The sequence below is a fragment of the Streptomyces sp. genome (assembly GCF_050698815.1).
Lineage (GTDB): Bacteria > Actinomycetota > Actinomycetes > Streptomycetales > Streptomycetaceae > Streptomyces.
On sequence record NZ_JBOHCV010000293.1, the window covers coordinates 1 to 2,804 of the forward strand.

General features: G+C 71.2%; 3 protein-coding genes. 1 reads left to right on the forward strand and 2 read right to left on the reverse strand.

Going from position 1 to position 2,804, the window contains the following annotated elements:
• Positions 1-300 (reverse strand): YqgE/AlgH family protein (locus ACRDP3_RS10550; protein WP_431516612.1); only part of this gene is annotated, 300 nt, incomplete at its 3' end.
• Positions 301-602: 302 nt separating this feature from the next.
• On the opposite strand from ACRDP3_RS10550, the gene murA reads away from it, so the two are divergent.
• Positions 603-1,922 carry a UDP-N-acetylglucosamine 1-carboxyvinyltransferase gene (gene murA / locus ACRDP3_RS10555; protein WP_431516613.1) on the forward strand — a complete coding sequence of 440 codons (1,320 nt, stop codon included), beginning with the start codon at positions 603-605 and terminating at the stop codon, positions 1,920-1,922.
• 146 nt (positions 1,923-2,068) lie between these two features.
• On the opposite strand, the gene ACRDP3_RS10560 is transcribed toward murA, so the two are convergent.
• Complete coding sequence (locus ACRDP3_RS10560; protein WP_351512681.1) at positions 2,069-2,350, reverse strand: HU family DNA-binding protein; 282 nt, start codon at positions 2,348-2,350, stop codon at positions 2,069-2,071.
• Positions 2,351-2,804 lie beyond the last annotated feature (454 nt).

The following is a 2,804-nucleotide window of genomic DNA, read 5'->3' on the forward strand; positions in this document are numbered from 1 at the left end:
GCCGGCCCCTGTCCCGGCCCCGTCGGCAGCCCTGTTCCGCGTCGGCACCACCGCCACCCCGAGCGCCGCGTCCAGCGAGACGGGCCCGCCCTGGAAGACGACGCCTGGCTCGCCCGCCAGGGCCGCCCAGGGCTCGAGGATGTCGCCGACGTCGACGGGCGTCGGACGGTTGAGCACCACGCCGAGCGACCCCTCCGCGTCGTGGTCCAGGAGCAGCACCACGGCGCGGTCGAAGTTCGGGTCGGCCAGCACCGGAGTGGCGACGAGCAGCCGCCCGGTGAGCGAGGACACCTCGGTCATGCGGCAATGATCCCCCACCAGCGCCGTCCGCGGGGGTCAACCGCCAGATCGACCGCCGCACACCCGGCGCATTCCCCGCTCACGACCGGCGCACGCGGCCGCCGTCCGGCTTCCGCGGCCGCCCGTCCTTCGCCGCCGATTCCGTCACCGAACGGAACCCCCTGCTCACGGAACGCGCCGGTAGCCGCCAGGACGCGCTGCCCTCCCTCGCCGGCTTAGGTGCCGGAGGCTGGGGGCCACTACGATGAGCTTTTCCCCGAAGTCCGTCCCACCCCCATACGTCCTCAGGAACGCGGAGATCCATGACCGACGACATCCTGCTTGTCCACGGCGGCACCCCGCTCGAGGGCGAGATCCGTGTCCGCGGCGCGAAGAACCTCGTACCGAAGGCCATGGTCGCCGCGCTGCTCGGCAGCGAGCCGAGCCGGCTGCGCAACGTGCCCGACATCCGCGACGTCCGCGTCGTGCGCGGGCTGCTCGAACTTCACGGCACGACCGTCGGCAAGGGCGACGAGCCCGGCGAGCTGGTCCTGGACCCCTCGCACGTCGAGAGCGCCAACGTCGCCGACATCGACGCGCACGCGGGTTCCTCCCGCATCCCGATCCTCTTCTGCGGCCCGCTGCTGCACCGCCTCGGGCACGCCTTCATCCCGGGCCTGGGCGGCTGCGACATCGGCGGCCGACCCGTCGACTTCCACTTCGACGTGCTGCGGCAGTTCGGCGCGACGATCGAGAAGCGGGCCGACGGCCAGTACCTGGAGGCCCCGCAGCGGCTGCGCGGCACCAAGATCCGGCTGCCCTACCCGTCCGTCGGCTCCACCGAGCAGGTGCTGCTCACCGCGGTCCTCGCGGAGGGCTCCACCGAGCTGAGCAACGCCGCCGTCGAGCCCGAGATCGAGGACCTCATCTGCGTGCTGCAGAAGATGGGCGCGATCATCTCGATGGACACCGACCGTACGATCCGGATCACCGGGGTCGACAAGCTGGGCGGCTACAACCACCGCGCCCTGCCCGACCGCCTGGAGGCCGCCTCCTGGGCGAGCGCGGCGCTGGCGACCGAGGGCAGCGTCTTCGTGCACGGCGCCAGCCAGCGCGAGATGATGACGTTCCTGAACACCTTCCGCAAGGTCGGCGGCGCCTTCGAGATCCTCGACGAGGGCATCCACTTCTGGCACCCCGGCGGCCCGCTGAAGTCCATCGCGCTGGAGACGGACGTGCACCCCGGTTTCCAGACCGACTGGCAGCAGCCGCTGGTGGTCGCCCTCACCCAGGCGGCGGGCCTGTCGATCGTACACGAGACGGTGTACGAGTCCCGGCTCGGCTTCACCTCCGCGCTGAACCAGATGGGCGCCCACATCCAGCTCTACCGCGAATGCCTGGGCGGCTCGGCCTGCCGCTTCGGGCAGCGCAACTTCCTGCACTCCGCGGTGGTCTCCGGGCCGACGAAGCTGCAGGGCTCGGATCTGGTCATCCCGGACCTGCGCGGCGGCTTCTCCTACCTGATCGCGGCCCTCGCCGCCCAGGGCACCTCCCGCGTGCACGGCATCGACCTGATCAACCGCGGCTACGAGAACTTCATGGGCAAGCTGGCCGAACTCGGCGCCAAGGTCGAACGCCCGTAGCGCTCACGGCGCCCGTAGCGCTCACAGCGCGCCCAGCGCCCGTACGGACGCGCGCCAAGGGGCGGTCACCCGGCTTCCGGATGACCGCCCCTTGTGACGCGTGGCACGGGCTCGCAGCGACTGGCAGCCGCTACGGCCCGCTGGGCCTACTTGCCCTTGGCGGCTTCCTTGAGCTTGGAGCCGGCCGAAACCTTGACGCTGTATCCGGCCGGAATCTGGATCGGGTCGCCGGTCTGCGGGTTGCGCGCGGTGCGCGCCGCACGGTGCGTGCGCTCGAAGGTGAGGAAACCGGGAATGGTGACCTTCTCGTCGCCCTTGGAGACGACCTCGCCGATGGTCTCGGCGAGCGCGGCCAGGACGGCGTCGGCGTCCTTACGGGTCACCTCGGCACGCTCGGACAGAGCGGCCACCAGCTCACTGCGGTTCATAACTCGTTACTCCCGTGTTCTTCTTGCCGATGAGGCGTGAGATCGAAGCCGATGCTGCCAGGGCCCTCGGACAGTCCCCGGACCCGGGTCTGCTTTCAGACACTTCCCGCCCCCTTGGGGCATCCCCCAGGACGTCGTCCTATGGGAAGCATCCTGCCCCTACCTGCGGCGGGAAAGCGAATCCTGCACCTGCTGACAGCTGCGGAGTCACACGAGCGGCGGCGACGGCCTCGCTGCGCTGACGCCCCACAGGCTTGTGTCTGCCGCAACCCTAGAGGTGGCGTACGGGCCCCGCATCCCGCGACGCGCCGTACCGGGACGCTGCGCGAGGGCTCGCGCGACCACTTCCGTCACGAACTCACCGGGCGTGCGTACCCCTTACGGCCCACGCGAACCACCCCTGCGGGGGCGGGGAGCGCGCGCGGCGCGCCCCGGGGCGCGCCTAGTCCGAGGA